Annotated in this window: 11 protein-coding genes; 4 read left to right on the plus strand and 7 right to left on the minus strand. The window is 40.9% G+C overall.

Annotation, left to right across the window (positions count from 1 at the left end; translation table 11 throughout):
* Positions 1–5: 5 nt before the first annotated feature.
* The 4 genes from AC3KVK_RS05250 to AC3KVK_RS05265 form a co-directional block, all read right to left on the minus strand.
* A complete protein-coding gene (locus AC3KVK_RS05250; protein WP_490312572.1) occupies positions 6–932 on the minus strand; it encodes a YjiK family protein in 927 nt (308 codons plus the stop codon).
* Positions 933–1108: 176 nt separating this feature from the next.
* Positions 1109–2053, minus strand: a complete 945-nt coding sequence (locus AC3KVK_RS05255; protein WP_490312571.1) for a GGDEF domain-containing protein — start codon at positions 2051–2053, stop codon at positions 1109–1111.
* Between the two features lie 45 nt (positions 2054–2098).
* The gene (locus AC3KVK_RS05260; protein ID WP_490312570.1) at positions 2099–2521 is read right to left on the minus strand and encodes a response regulator; all 423 of its coding nucleotides are present in this window, start codon (positions 2519–2521) and stop codon (positions 2099–2101) included.
* Positions 2521–5205 carry a PAS domain S-box protein gene (locus AC3KVK_RS05265; protein WP_490312569.1) on the minus strand — a complete coding sequence of 895 codons (2685 nt, stop codon included), beginning with the start codon at positions 5203–5205 and terminating at the stop codon, positions 2521–2523. The genes AC3KVK_RS05260 and AC3KVK_RS05265 overlap by 1 nt, the downstream gene beginning before the upstream one ends.
* A gap of 170 nt (positions 5206–5375) precedes the next feature.
* Here AC3KVK_RS05265 and AC3KVK_RS05270 point away from each other — a divergent pair, with 170 nt between their 5' ends.
* Positions 5376–6593, plus strand: a complete 1218-nt coding sequence (locus AC3KVK_RS05270; RefSeq protein ID WP_490312568.1) for a glycerophosphodiester phosphodiesterase family protein — start codon at positions 5376–5378, stop codon at positions 6591–6593.
* Here AC3KVK_RS05270 and AC3KVK_RS05275 read toward each other — a convergent pair.
* Positions 6573–7682, minus strand: a complete 1110-nt coding sequence (locus tag AC3KVK_RS05275; RefSeq protein ID WP_490312567.1) for a peptidase C39 family protein — start codon at positions 7680–7682, stop codon at positions 6573–6575. The two genes, AC3KVK_RS05270 and AC3KVK_RS05275, sit on opposite strands and share 21 nt — an antisense overlap.
* 268 nt (positions 7683–7950) lie before the next feature.
* Between AC3KVK_RS05275 and AC3KVK_RS05280 the strand changes: the two genes are divergently transcribed.
* Positions 7951–9051, plus strand: coding sequence for a peptidase M42 (locus AC3KVK_RS05280; protein ID WP_490312566.1), 1101 nt, complete (start codon positions 7951–7953; stop codon positions 9049–9051).
* 14 nt (positions 9052–9065) lie between these two features.
* Positions 9066–10517, plus strand: coding sequence for a RimK family ATP-grasp domain-containing protein (locus AC3KVK_RS05285; RefSeq protein WP_490312565.1), 1452 nt, complete (start codon positions 9066–9068; stop codon positions 10515–10517).
* Positions 10518–10552: 35 nt separating this feature from the next.
* On the opposite strand, the gene AC3KVK_RS05290 is transcribed toward AC3KVK_RS05285, so the two are convergent.
* Both AC3KVK_RS05290 and AC3KVK_RS05295 read right to left on the minus strand, forming a co-directional pair.
* Entirely contained in the window at positions 10553–11881 is a 1329-nt protein-coding gene (locus AC3KVK_RS05290) for an IS4 family transposase (protein ID WP_518526929.1), read from the minus strand.
* A 224-nt stretch (positions 11882–12105) separates the two neighbouring features.
* On the minus strand, positions 12106–12315 hold the full coding sequence (locus AC3KVK_RS05295) for a cold-shock protein (RefSeq protein WP_086743770.1): 210 nt from the start codon (positions 12313–12315) through the stop codon (positions 12106–12108).
* Between the two features lie 399 nt (positions 12316–12714).
* Between AC3KVK_RS05295 and AC3KVK_RS05300 the strand changes: the two genes are divergently transcribed.
* Positions 12715–13572 carry a hypothetical protein gene (locus tag AC3KVK_RS05300; RefSeq protein ID WP_490313753.1) on the plus strand — a complete coding sequence of 286 codons (858 nt, stop codon included), beginning with the start codon at positions 12715–12717 and terminating at the stop codon, positions 13570–13572.
* Positions 13573–13576: the final 4 nt, after the last annotated feature.

Genomic DNA, 13576 nt, shown 5'->3' on the forward strand with positions numbered 1-13576 from the left:
CAATTTCACTTCAAAATTAATTCCGCAATAGTTGCATCTGAGAGAGGGCTTTTTTCCGAACTCAAAATGAGACTGTTGGCATCACGCCATACAATCCCTTCCCATTGTGCGTATATCGGTAATTGGTAATACTTGGCAGTTTCAGTCACTATTTCGTTTTCTTTCACATCGAAAAACCACACAAATGCATGGCCAAATATCCGGCTTTGACTGTAACCGAGTAGTGCGAGTTTTTGAGTATCAGGATGATAATCGGCAGCAGTAATTAGTCCTTTAATATTGTAGGTTGCCTGAGACTTAATGGATTGAGATTGGTTAGTTATGGCTAAGCGATACAAATCAGTATACGAATTCTGCCAGTTTTTAGAAAATAACCACATAGCGCCATTGACTAAAGTAATTGCTTCGCAATCAAAGTTATGTTGGTACTTTTTGAGTATTGCAGGCTTAGTTGAATAATTAAACACAACCTTTAAAGAGGGATCGGCGGTTAATTTATCGACTTGAGTTAACGATTTCCATGGCACTTGATAGATTGTGAACTGGTTACGCGCCCCAGAGTTATTGCCGCAATCTGCGATATAAAGGTGATTTTCATCACTGGCTAATGACTCCCAATCTTTATTTTCGGCCTGTTTAAGTGTCACTGTGTTAACAATGTTACCTAGATCTGTTGATAAACCATAAAGAGTTGGACTATCACCACTGTCATTAATACTCCACAATTGATGGTTGATTAACGCTAACCCAGATGTTTCTTTTAATGCTTGAGGTAGGTGGGTAAGTGATTTGAAATAGACTTGATGGTGATTGAGCTTATTGGCCGTTAAGGTTTTAACATCGTTGTATTCGCTTACTGTTGCCTGAGCTACACAACCTATTTGACTAAGCAAAGGGAATAGAAGGCAGCAATGAACCAGCTTTTTTATCAACGTATTTCTTAGCACAGTACCCTACACAGTGATAGCTAATTATTGCGTTGAGCATAACGCTTTTAATGCCCACTGTCAGTAGAAAGGTAAAACTTGACCACTGACAGTGGCAGTGGCAGGGAAGAGAAAAGATAAGTGCATTTTGAGGGCAAACTAAAGTGGCAGTTTATCAGTGTTTACTCCGCAAAATGAATTTGATTTTTACCGTGATGTTTACTTTGGTACATGGCTTTATCGGCTCTATTTATTAATACTTGCGGGTCGATTTCTGATTCCCACATGGCGACGCCGATACTCGCCCCAACCCGGACCTCTATAGACGCTTGCGGATTTAGCGTAAGGGGAATATTCTGATTTATTAAGCTCAATTTATGCTCAATCAATTCGAGCGTTTTATCTTTTGGTTCGCAACCAATTAAAACCCAAATAAATTCATCACCGCCTAATCGGGCAATAAAATCATTGACCCGTTTATGGACTTCTAAACGCTGTGCGATAGTAATTAAAACATCATCACCCGCCTGGTGGCCATGTTGATCATTAATCACCTTAAACCCATCGAGGTCAATCATTACGACAGTAATTGATTGATGTTTTCGGTTTGAGTTGTTGATTTGGGTCGTTAAGTACTGGAATAGCGCAGGGCGATTGGCTAAGCCAGTCAGTGTATCGACCCAAGCCTGCTGCTGGATTTTTGTTAATAAACTATGTCGTTCTACTGCATAGGAAATGGCACGTGAAAGAATGGCACTGTTCGCTTGAGCTTTAGGTAAATAATCTTCAGCTCCCATTTTGATCGCTTTCTCGCCAATGTCTTCATCATCGACCCCAGTAAATACAATGATCGGCAAGTCCGTACAGAACTCTCTTAGTTCAGCTAAGGTTTTAAGCCCTTGAGTTTGTTCGAGACCTAAATCGAGTAAAATGAGGTGTGGGTGAGTGTGAGCTAAGGTGAGTTTTGTTTCTTCAAGCGATTGGGCATGTAAAAGTTCATAGGTTTTGCGTACGTCTTTCGCCAGCATTTGACGAACTAAATAAAAATCATCGAAGTTATCTTCTATCACTAACACGCTAAAATCAAAATCGTGTCGTCCGAGGGTTAAGGTCGGTGAAATTAGCATGGATTTAAATCCTTATGAGAGAATAAGTACAAAGTATTGCACATTTTAATCACTTCCTTTTAATGTCACGATATTAAACCAGTAATCGCACAATTGTTCTAAAATATCGGCTGTTTCGGTAAAGGTATCGGGCTTAATAATAAATGAGTTTGCGCCTTGCCGGTATGCATCTGCGATATCTCGACTCGATTGAGAGGTTGAATAAATAATACAAGGTGTACTACAAAATTGGCTGGATTGTTTGAGTTGTTTTAATGCTTGATTGCCACTGACCATAGGCAAGTTGAGATCGAGTAATATAAGTTGTTGAAGAGGCTCCATAGGCGCATTTAAGTAATTGAATAGCTCATTGGCAGAACTCAAACATACGAGTTCGATGTTATAAGAGACTTTCGCTAGCGCGCGCTTTACTAGGTACTGATCATCAGCATCATCATCAACAAAAATAATTCTAAAGCGGTCAGTCATTAATGCACCCCTTGTCTGGGTAGGGTTATAATAAATTCACACCCCAGAGTGTGAAGACTTTTTGCTTTTATATCGCCTTCATGTGCTCTGATTATCTGTTTGCAAATAGCTAACCCCATGCCATACCCCTGAATTTTATTTGACGCTAAGCGTTTGAAAGGCTGAAAAATATCGGATGCATACTGTTGATCAAACCCAATACCATTATCTGTAACAGTCAAAATTAATTTATCGCTCAACACCTGGCTAGAAAAAGTAATCACCAGCGCTCGTGCGTTATCGCGATACCGAATGCTGTTTGTGACTAAGTTTCGTAATACTTGTAAAAAACTATTCAAATCGGCATCAATAATAAAATCTTGCTCTAGTAATATAGTACACTGGCTCTCTTTAATCGCTTGGGAGAGGTCTTCTTTGATCAGCGCGATAATATCAGAAAACTGTAACTTCTCTTTTTTCAACTGGTGCTTAGAATAGCGAGAGAGCTGCAATAAGCTATTAATCATGCCTCGCATCCGACTGGCTGCATCAGTGATGCGACTGAGCTCGTAAACGGCATCAGGATCACTTAGTTGGCCGACTAATCGCTCACTTAAACTGTCAGAAAAAGCGCTGATTTTTCGTAAGGGTTCTTGCAAGTCATGAGAGGCGGAATAGGCGAACTTCTCAAGTGCTAAATTGGACTCAGCGAGTGCCCCTTCAACTTCTTTTCTCTCGGTTATATCTTCGATGACTGAGATAAAGTGGCTGGGGTTATCTCGGTCATCTTTCACTAGTGAGACGGTTAAATATGCCCAAATGATTTGACCATTTTTACAGATGTATCGCTTTTCAATCGCGTATTGATTTAGCTCTCCTGACAATAAATTTGCCACTAACTCGAGATCTTCATTAAGATCATCAGGAAAGGTGATTGTCTGAAAGTTAAGGCTGAGTAATTCGTCTAAATCATAGCCTAAAATTTCACATATTTTTTTATTTGCTTTGAGCCATGAACCATCTATACCAACATGTGCAATACCCACAGCCGCTTGCTCAAAAGTGGTATAGAAGTCTTGAGATAAAGAGCGAATTTTATCTTGCTGTTCTTTTTGGTCGGTGATGTCAAAGAAAGTACCAATAATTTCTTTGGGCATATTCATATCATTGAATGAATAAACGGATTGTTTACAGAAGCACCATACCCAGTGGGAGTTTTTATGATTGAGTCGAAACTCCAGTGAGTTGGCCTCAAGGCTTTTATCAAGACTCAAATCGGTAAATTGTGTGTGTAAAAGAGGCTGATCATCAGGATGAATTAATTGGACAAAACCATGCTGATCTTGGATGAGGTCAAGCTGCTTAAAATTATAGCCCGTAATTTCGCAAAACTGTTTATTAACAAAAGTGATCCGCTGTTGTTGCAGATCATATATAAACATACCACTCAGCGACTTGTTTAAAACCGCATTTAAGAATCGACTTTTTTCGCTGACTTCTATTTCAAGCTCTTTTAAATAATTTACATTTGTTAGCGTTCCAGACATTAACAAAGGTTGGTTATCAGTATCTAAAATGGTATTTCCTCTGGCACGAACCCATTGATATTGTCCGGTAGATGAAAGTCCTCGGTATGTCACGTCGTATTTTTTTTGCTGCGCAACATGCTGTTCTAATGCGTCAAGTACTTTGTCTTTATCGTCCGGATGAATATGGTCACGCCATAAATTAAAGTCGGCTTTAGTTGTCTCAGGATCCACTCCGAGCATGTGCATTAAACGATTTGAATACCACACATCATTACTTTGAATATTCCACTCCCAAATGCCATCTTCAGTTGCATCAATAACTCGTTGTAATCGATTGGATTTTTCAAAAACAAAGTTAAGGTCATTGATTGTTTCTTGGGTATTAATAACACTGGCAAAAACATGTTTTTCATTATTAAAGTCATGCATTGATAGGCTGACTTCAACCCAGACTTCGTTACCGTACTTGGTTTTTCCACGGACCGTCCGGCCCGAAGCCATGGCATGCGCTTGCTCGGGTTGCTTTAAATAACTTTGCGTTAGCACATGATGAAACTTGGCTTGGTCATTATTGAGTAATGCCTCAAGGGGCATGCCTATTAGTTCATCTGGTTCATATTCAAAGAGTTTGGCCAGCGCATTATTAACTACACGAATCGTTTGGTTGGTATCAATAACAAGCAAGCCTGTCGGCAAAAGCTCTAAAGAAAACTTAAAGATAGCCTCTGACTTTTGTGTTTGCTCTGCATGGGCTCGTCGTGCTTTTTCCATCGCGGCGCGATTAATTGCCTCTTCAAGTTGTTGTGTGGAAGGGATAGCGAGCAGAGTATTAATTTGCTTAAAAAGTACAAATGCAGTTGTCATAGAAATTATCGCCGTGAGGGCTTTTAATATGCCATGCAAGCCATATGAACCATGCCAAATAGTGTAAATAGCAAACAAATGAGTTATGCCACAGCACAGTATAAATAAAGCAAATAAAATAAAAATGCGTTTGAATCTTAAGTCTTTGCGTTGTTTGATAAAAACCCATAAAGCAACAGGAATTGAAAAGTAGGCGGTGGCAATCATTAAGTCTGCAATCACATGGACCCATAAAATCCCTGGCTGCCATAAGTAGCAGTGGCCATGGGGCATATAACTCGAGTGGAAAAATGCCTCAAGTGCTGTTTGCATTTACACTGTCCTTGTAAAACGTTGCGTTCAATTAAGCGTAGCGTATTTTGTGTGCTTTTAGTCGCTGCAATCAGGAATGTTTGTGATCTAACAGCTTAATTACAATGTCGATCAGTCAAAATGTCATATTTTCTCGCTAGGCTGTACTTGATTGTTAATTAAGGTGATTTATGGGTATTTTTAATTATCTAAGTGGCGTTTTATTCTGTCTGTTGAGCTTTCAAAGTCTGGCGAATGTATCTGTGGGAGTTCGGCCTTATTATCTGATAGATCAATTAGCAACTGGGCCACTTAAATCTAGGTTGCATGCTTGCGAGCACACACCAATAAAAGCGCAATCATTCGCGATTGGACATAGAGGAGCTCCTTTACAGTTTCCGGAGCATACTCGAGAGTCGTATTTGGCTGCGGCAAAAATGGGGGCGGGAGCGCTGGAATGTGATGTGACATTTACTAAAGATGCGCAATTGGTATGTCGTCATTCCCAGTGTGATTTACATGCAACCACTGATATTTTGCAGAATCCTGAATTGGCTAAAAAGTGTCGGCAGCCTTTTGAGCCATATGATGCAACGACCGCTCGATCAGCCTCAGCTTTGTGTTGTACATCCGACATCACAGTGGATGAATTTTTAAGTTTAAAAGGAAAAATGGACGGGGTGAATCCAAAGGCGAAAACAGTTGCTGAATTTGTGAAAGGGACTCAGCGTTGGCGCACTGAATTATACGCGCAAACAGGTACCCTGATGACGCATAAGCAGAGTATTCAACTGTTTCAATCATTGGGCGTTAAAATGGTCCCAGAGCTCAAACAGCCAATGGTTGCAATGCCTTTTTTGGGGTTGAGTCAAGTGCAGTACGCAACAATGTTACTTGAAGAATATCAGCAAGCAGGCGTGAAATGGCAGGATGTGTGGCTACAATCATTTCTTTTTTCTGATATTGAGTTTTGGCTAGCGCATCCAGATATCCCAGCTGAGCAAATAGTGTGGTTGGATGAACGCTATGAGCAAGAGGGATTTGATGCCAATGATCCTTTAAGCTGGCGCCCTTCCATGTCTGAACTCGCACAAACCGGGTTAAAAAACTTAGCCCCGCCGATATGGCTGCTGGTTCAATTGTCAGAACAAGGTGAAGTGATGCCTTCAGCTTATGCCAGAGCAGCTAAAGCCGCAGGTTTAAATTTGATAGCCTGGACTTTTGAACGCTCGGCGCCAAGCGGGTCGATGTGGTATTACCAAAGTGTGCAATCGGCCATCAAAAAACCAAGCGATACTTTAATTGTCCTGGATGTCTTAGCTCAGCAAGTAGGTGTTAAAGCGGTCTTTTCTGATTGGCCTGCGACCGCTGCTTATTACGCAAATTGCCTAAATATGGCAGGGCTTTAGTACAACACAAGTACGCAGTTTGTCAGAGCCAAATTGAGACATTTTATCAAAATCGGCCCTGGCAATGGGCAAATGCTGACAATCGAGAGGGTCGGGCCGTTCATCATCAGGATCAGGATCATGGACATATAAACAGACATCATCGATGGCCGTAACTGCAACCCAATGCGGAACTTTACGCCCATCCATGCGGTAAGTACTAATTAATATTAAAATAGCATAGCCACGACTGAGCCATTGTTCGACCTGCATTTGACTAAAGTCTTGGTAGTGAACCCCAATCTCTAGTTGTTCTGATTTACTGCGAAATTGTTGTTCGACAACCTGCATGACTTCTTTTTTGTGTGTACTGCGTACACCATCAATAAAAAGTGCACGCTGGTGGCTGATGTAGCAATCTACAGCGTAGCCACGATGTTTTGCAGCGATAGCTAAACCTAATGGGTGGCAACCGCCATGGCCTGAGGTCATAAAAATAGTGGTCGCTTCTCGCCAAATATCGAGTTCGAGCATTTGGTTAGGCACCACAGAGCTATCCAAAGAGGCCATTGCCATCATTAGAGAAGCTGGGCCGCAGGTAAACTCAGTCGTTTGTTGGTACCAGGGAACCGGCTTGGGTTGCTTTGCCGGAATAAGATTTCTGATCCGCTTTTGCATGCGCAAGGCATCACTGTGATCGTGGTAGTATTGACTGTATTCGCCAAACTTTTTATATCCGAGTTGCTGATAGAGGCCAATAGCAGCTAAGTTGGGTTTAGCCACTTCTAAACGCATAAATAATCGGCCTGAATCTGCTGCTGCGGATTCTAAAAGTGCTAATAATTGTTTAGCAATGCCTAAACCTCTGGCGTCTGGGCTAATAGCTAATGAGTATAAGCGAGCAAGTTGCGTCCCTTTATGTAGTAATACAAGTCCATAGCCGAGTAACATTTGCTCGCGTTCAGCGACATAAAGTAGGCTATTCCCCGATTTTAGCCAACGTAAAAAACTACGTCGGCTAATTTTATCACTGCTAAAACAGGTATTTTCTAAGGTTTCAAGTGCAGTTAAATCACTGATCACAGCGGGTCTAAAAAGTGGAGAGCTCAACTTCGGTTGCTCATCAATTACTAAATATTTTACGAAGTGTGCGCTTTGAAAAAATACTTGTAAAGTCTTGATGCGTGGTAATTTGATTATTTATTCTTATCGTGAAGATAATGCAAATATCCCATTGAAAAAAATCAGTATAATTAATTGCTTTTATTGATTTTCCACGTTATATAGCTGTTTTAACCCCTTAAGTTGGGGTGCTCAGAACGTCAGAAATGATGTGGCAAGCATTACCCTAGCGGCCTATTTATAGTTTGGAATAAGTATGAGTTCAGCCCATCATAAGAGTCATCACGATAGCCATCATCATGGCTTACCTGATTCATTCATTCACCTTCTCAATTCTTTGTTACGCAACCCCAGTGTGGTGGGCGCGGAGCACTCGTTTTTTAGGGTCTTGCAACGAGAGCTAGAAGAGCGTGGTGCCAATGTCACTTGGTACGAAGGTGTACTTGTTGCCCAAGGCAATGATCCTCACAGTATCATGTTTTCAGCGCATATTGATCGCCATGGATTAATGTGCACCGGACCTAATGAATTCCAATATGCTGCGTTTGTCTCAGGCGCTCGTTCAGATTTACTTGGTAACTCTGTTAGTGAACAATTGATGAAAAAAATTGTCGAGCGCTTTTCCGAAGGTGGGGTGTATGCTTATGAACCTTGGTCAGGCGCTTATCGTGGCCAAGGCGAAATTACGGGGACTTATATTTGCGAGCATCGCAATAACCTTATTTTTGAAGTTGCAGGATTAGAACACTTAGTCGCCGGCACGCCGGTTGCTTTTTTGGATAAGCTCAAAATTACCGACAGCGCATTGGTCGGCCAGCTCGATAACGTGTTAACTGCTGCGGCGTTAGTGTATTTATTTGAAATGGGTTTTCAAGGGACTGCATTTTTTACCGCTCAAGAAGAGGCAGGTAAGAGTTGGCGTTATTTATTAGAATGGTTCCGTCGGTTTGGTGGTTCAACAAATCAATTAATTGTGGTGGATACCAGTCCATACCCAGATTTTGCGACAGCTCAATTGCAGCATTTAGTGTTGCGGAATAAAGATGCCAATGCGCCTTTCAATCAAGCTTTAACGAAAAAGTTAGTGCAAGTCTGTAAAAAGCATAAATTACAGGTGCAATTTAAAGATAAGTACGTTGAATCTATAAATGAGCAACGTGTTGCTAGAGGCGAAGAGCCTGCATCATTGGGGTCAACTGAAATGGGGCGAATTATTGCCGCTTCAAATGGTCTCGTGGATGGTACGACGTTGCAAATTCCTACATCGGGTTATCACACGATGGAAGAGTCGGCGCCTTTGGAATCTGTGCACGCTTTTTTAACAGTCTTAATGGCTCTATCAAACCTTAAATTCTAGGAATAAACAAAAGAATGTATAAAACCTTAGTTGTTGCACCATCAATTGATGCTGTACTAGCTGGTGATAATTATGACGTCATCACGTTTGAGCAATATTTACAGGATTATCCAAAAAAGAATGAACCAAAAACGCGAGTGATAAACTTGTGTGACACTGAGCATTACTTAAGCCAAGGATATTACTGTTCATTGTTAGCTGAAGCGCGTCAGCATAAAGTGCTACCAAGTGTTAGCACAATTAACGATTTAAGGCACTTGGCCAGTAATAATGACAGTGCTCTAGTGTTTAGCTCTGATTTAGCTCAATTGGCAATGGATGAGCCACTTGATGTCTATGCTTTTTTTGGTCATGTCGAACTAGATGGGTTAAAAAAATTAGCTCGTCGTGTCTATGATAAATATCCCGCGCCAATAGTAAAACTCAGCCTCACCATTGAAGGGACAGGGTTACATTTAAGTGTGAGTCGCTGTGCATATTCAGACTTACCTTTGGAGCTTCATAGTCGCTTTATGAGTAAATTGAATGCTTATACTGAACAAGTGTGGCGGCAATCGGCTTCGCAACGCAAGTTGCGTTGGGATATGGCTATTTTGGTCAACCCTGAAGAAAGTCACCCGCCGAGTGATAAAGATGCAATTAGCCGCTTTATTAAAGCTGCGGCAAAAGTTGGGATAAATGCGCATACTATTACGGCCAAAGAAGCTAATCATATAGCACAATATGATGCATTGTTTATTCGTGAAACAACGGCGATAGATCATCATACTTATCGAATTGCGCGTAAAGCAGAACAAGAGGGCTTAGTTGTTATTGATGATTCAACTTCAATAATGCGTTGTTGTAATAAAGCATTTTTGCATGATGCATTTAGTTATAACAAAGTACCGTCGCCTAAAACACAGGTCGTGATCAACACCGAAGCGGGCAGTATTGAGCAAATAGAAACAGCGTTTAGTTACCCAATGGTATTAAAGTTACCAGAAGGCGCTTTTTCTAAAGGGGTATTTAAAGTCAAAGATAGGGGTGAATTAATCCTCCAACTTGATGAGTTGCTTAAAGACACTGCATTAGTATTGGTCCAAGAATACTTATATACCGATTTTGATTGGCGGATTGGTGTATTAAATGGTCGTGCGATTTATGCTTGTCGGTATCACATGGCTCGCAATCATTGGCAAATTTATAATCATGGCTCGAAACGTTTCTCTTCGGGGGGATTTGAGACTTTACCGACATTTGAAGTGCCTAAAAAAGTCCTTGATGCAGCGATCAAGTCTTGCTCAATTATAGGTAAAGGCCTGTATGGCGTTGATATCAAACAAAAGGGTAAGCAAGTTTACGTGATTGAAGTGAACGACAACCCAAGCATTGACCATAAAGTTGAAGATGCATATTTAGGGAATGAGCTTTACATGCATATCATGACGGAATTTGCAGCCCGCTTAGAAAAGCGAGGTCGATAACCGTACATAAAAAGGCATCTAATGGTTAATGCCAGTCAGTTAAGCTGACTGGCATTTTTCTTTTTATTAGGATACTTCGATGGCTTCGGTTTTATGCACCGTGGGTATCGCCTATCTTCCCTCCTTGCGGGCAATCTGAATAGGGCGAGAGTTTTAAGTAAATGTTCCCAATGCATGGGAATATTCCCAGGGCTCATAATTGATATTGAGGAGAAGTATTGGATTACTGCCATAGAGCAGCTCGAAAAACTCAGCTGGTTAGGCCATAACCCTTGAGGCGTTGCAGCCATCGTCATCAGCCGTCGAATTAAATTGTACGCTAAAAGTACGCCCCATATTTCTTGTCTAACCATGTCAGGGCGTTTACTTCTCAAGTGGTATGAACTATCTAGCATCGTTTGTTTTATTTCTCGATAACCAAGTTCGATTTCCCATCTATGGCAATATAAATCTACGATTTCATTATTTGGGAAACGCAACCTATCTGTCATAGAGGTTAATATTCGATAGGTCTTACCCTTGATAGTTTTACTCACTAGTCTCGCTTCAATAACCTCTGGCACATCCGAGAAATTCTTTTGGGCATGCTTAGTGGTTTGAAGCGAAATAAGTTGGTCGTTTTTACCAACAGTTGAGATAACCTCATATTGTAAATCTGACCGTGCGGGAATCAACCAGTGTCTTTCTTCACCAGCCTGGTGCCATCGGTTTAACAGGCCAAGCGAATAATACCCCTTATCGAACATCGTTACTGAGTGGTTTGGCGTTCTATCGATTAGGCGCTCTGCAAGCTTCATTTCATTGGTTTTATAATTATCAAATTCACTCGTAATAAGCTGATGGCTGGTAAGTTCCATATGACAAACCATTCGAATTTGTGGAAAGCCCGTGTCACCATATTGATTGTTGGCTGATGAAAAAGCCTCTCGGTTTTCTGGTGAGTCATGTGTTCGCCAAACAACGCCATCAACAGCCAATAAATTCAAGCCACACCACGTTTCAAACTCTTCCTCATGGTACATAGCTTTGGCAGCTTTATTAAATACTTGTTTAACCGATTCTTCACCTAACCGCTGACGCGCCTGAACCATCGCGCTAGGTGCAACTAACTGATTTTTTCCTGGTAGCATAATGTCTAATTTAGTTGCTATATTCCAGACAGATTCTTTACGAAACAATGCCATACCAATGACTGACCACAGCACAGCTTCTAATGGCAACCGACGCTTTCTAAGTGTAGCTATGCCTGCTTGTTGGAAGCCTTGCTCGATTATTTCTGGCGATAGTATTTCATTTAGTTTTTCAAATGTATGGTAGCGAGTGCTTTCTTCAAAAGTTGTATGCAGAGCTTGTTCTATATTCACAAAAAAATCCGTAATCAGTTACCTGATTACGGATTTTGCATGATCATTTTGATCGGTCAACCGATCTGTTACTTAACTGATCGGCATTAATCTAATGGTGCCTTTTTTCGACTGTTAGTTCTGAATTTTAGATATTAAAAAAGGCCAAACCCGAAGGTTTCGCCTTTTTCTGTTCTGCATAGAACTGTAAGTCAGTTAACGAATGTTAACTAAATCGTTAGCAATTAAAGAGCTACGATTTTCTCAGCTTGAGGACCTTTTTGACCTTGAGTTACGATGAACTCAACTTTTTGGCCTTCAGCTAAAGTTTTGAAACCTTCACCAACGATGTTACCGAAGTGAGCGAACACGTCAGGACCATTTTCTTGAGCGATGAAACCGAAACCTTTAGCTTCGTTAAACCATTTTACTGTACCAGTAGTTGTAGTAGACATAATAATATCCTAATTCTTTTTGAGTAATATAAGCAGCCTCAACATGACACTGCCGTTGATCTGGAAGTATTGCAATTACTTATAAAAAACAGGACGAGTTACTAAACTTCGAAATGGTATGCATAAATAAGGTCGTACTTTCAAACAGAGCTCAGTGTAGCCTATATCAATTCAGAGTCAAGCAATCATTGCTAATCATAGTAATAATAAATACCCAGCTAAGGCTGTGTGTTTTTTAATCAGTTAAAACTGTTGTTAAAAACGCTATATCAGTCCCTGTTTTTAGAATAAATGTGAATAATATGTAAAATTAATTTGCTGTTTGTTTTTTGTTCTGTCATAGATCGGAGGTCTGAGGACAAACCTCAGTTAAATTTAAACACACATTGAGACATATTTATGACAACAAAAATACGATTATTTTGGCTGCTACTTTGCTGTTTGAGCTGGCAGGTACACGCTAAAACAGGTTTAGCATTTGTGCATGGCACAGGAAATCAGACCGATGCATACAATGATTATTGGACGCCAGAATTCATTAACAAAGTAAGGCAAGGTTTAGACGATTCAAACTTATCAACCGTGATCAATTGTGACTTTGACCAGTACATGTGGAGCCCACAAGCCTCGGGATGTTTGGCTCAGCAACTGACGGATTTTGTGTCCGCACACGGAATCACTGAGCTCAAAGTGATTACGCATTCTAACGGTGCAAATGTATTGCGGTGGATATTATCAAACCCAACCTGGGACAGTCGCTTTATTACTCTGATAGATGTGATTTCTCAAACGATTGCCATTGCACCTTCGAGCGGGGGAACACCTTTAGCGGATGCTGTAACAGCAGGCAATGCATTCGAATCTTCATTAGGTTGGATTTTAGGGTATAAAACCGATGCCGTAAAACAGCAGCAAGTGGCATGGATGGCCAATTACAATGCTAATTGGCTTTTTGGCACAGAAAACAGGCCGAGTTTACCGAGTACGTTTGAAGTTGTTGTTGGTAGTGATGTTGATTCAGCAATTTGGGATGGAGATAGCTATTGTGCAGGGTATCAATACCAAGTGGCTTTAGAGGTGACCCAAAACTGGTTAGACAGTTGCTCGGATGGCTTTTTAAATTGCAGCTCTCAAACAGCAGCTGGAGCCCTTTGGTTTACTGATAAACAAAAAACACGAGGCAGAGAGCCTCTTAGCCATCAACAAAGTCGCCGAGATTGTTTCAATTTGGGCTCAATTTTGAAAAATCGCATTTGAAGGA

This window comes from Pseudoalteromonas sp. J2K-J979 (assembly GCF_058169715.2).

Bases quoted from the DNA above. Each gene is read 5' to 3' on its own strand.
- AC3KVK_RS05300 (WP_490313753.1), top strand. From the start codon at position 12,715: ATGACAACAAAAATACGATTATTTTGGCTGCTACTTTGCTGTTTGAGC.
- AC3KVK_RS05270 (WP_490312568.1), top strand. From the start codon at position 5,376: ATGGGTATTTTTAATTATCTAAGTGGCGTTTTATTCTGTCTGTTGAGC.
- AC3KVK_RS05295 (WP_086743770.1), bottom strand. From the start codon at position 12,315: ATGTCTACTACAACTACTGGTACAGTAAAATGGTTTAACGAAGCTAAA.
- AC3KVK_RS05255 (WP_490312571.1), bottom strand. From the start codon at position 2,053: ATGCTAATTTCACCGACCTTAACCCTCGGACGACACGATTTTGATTTT.
- AC3KVK_RS05265 (WP_490312569.1), bottom strand. From the start codon at position 5,205: ATGCAAACAGCACTTGAGGCATTTTTCCACTCGAGTTATATGCCCCAT.
- AC3KVK_RS05260 (WP_490312570.1), bottom strand. From the start codon at position 2,521: ATGACTGACCGCTTTAGAATTATTTTTGTTGATGATGATGCTGATGAT.
- AC3KVK_RS05280 (WP_490312566.1), top strand. From the start codon at position 7,951: ATGAGTTCAGCCCATCATAAGAGTCATCACGATAGCCATCATCATGGC.
- AC3KVK_RS05285 (WP_490312565.1), top strand. From the start codon at position 9,066: ATGTATAAAACCTTAGTTGTTGCACCATCAATTGATGCTGTACTAGCT.